The organism is Pseudomonas sp. 313, from assembly GCF_000316965.1.
Classification (GTDB): Bacteria; Pseudomonadota; Gammaproteobacteria; order Pseudomonadales; family Pseudomonadaceae; genus Chryseomonas; species Chryseomonas benzopyrenica.
This window is the reverse complement of the sequence record NZ_ANBZ01000084.1, coordinates 1-611: the sequence shown is the minus strand read 5'-3', so window position 1 is coordinate 611 and position 611 is coordinate 1. Positions and strand designations below refer to the sequence as shown.

Sequence of the window (611 nt, the reverse complement as noted above, 5' to 3'; positions counted from 1 at the left end):
CCAATGTCATCAACTTTGGAAATTATCCATAAATATCATATAATTAGCGCTCAAATCAGTGCATGGGAGAAGCCCTTTTGACTACCTATACCGCATCGCTTGACACCGCCAGCCAAACCCTGGCTTGAAAATTGTACAAAAAATAACCAGCCCGCTCGATTGTCCCGCCTTCATCGCCGCCCACCGCCAGAATCCTCAAGACTTTACCCGCCGACGCCAGCTCACCTTCAAGAACCTCGTCCTGTTCCTGCTCAATCAGCCGCGCACGGCCCTGCAAACCGAACTCGATCAGTTCTATCGCGTACTCAATCAGGCGTCGACTGAGACGCAAATGGTCACTGCGCAGGCCTTCTGCAAAGCGCGCAAAAAGCTCAACCCCGAGGTATTTGAAAGTCTCAATCGCCTCCTGCAGCAACAAATTGACTGCTTCGGGCTGCGTCAGAAGTGGCGTGGGCTGAGGGTGCTCGCGGTGGATGGCTCGACCGTGCATTTACCCCTGGAGTCGACCATGGCGACCTTCTTTGGCAGTCACTCTGGCTTTCCCATGGCTCGCTTGTCCACACTCTACGAAGTCGCTGACGGTCAAACCTTGCATAGCCTGATCGTGCCCC

1 pseudogene is annotated in these 611 nt (G+C 54.0%); it reads left to right on the top strand.

The window, feature by feature from the left end:
• Nucleotides 1-124: 124 nt before the first annotated feature.
• A pseudogene (locus tag C722_RS26340) lies at nt 125-611 on the top strand (IS4 family transposase); the annotation flags it as partial.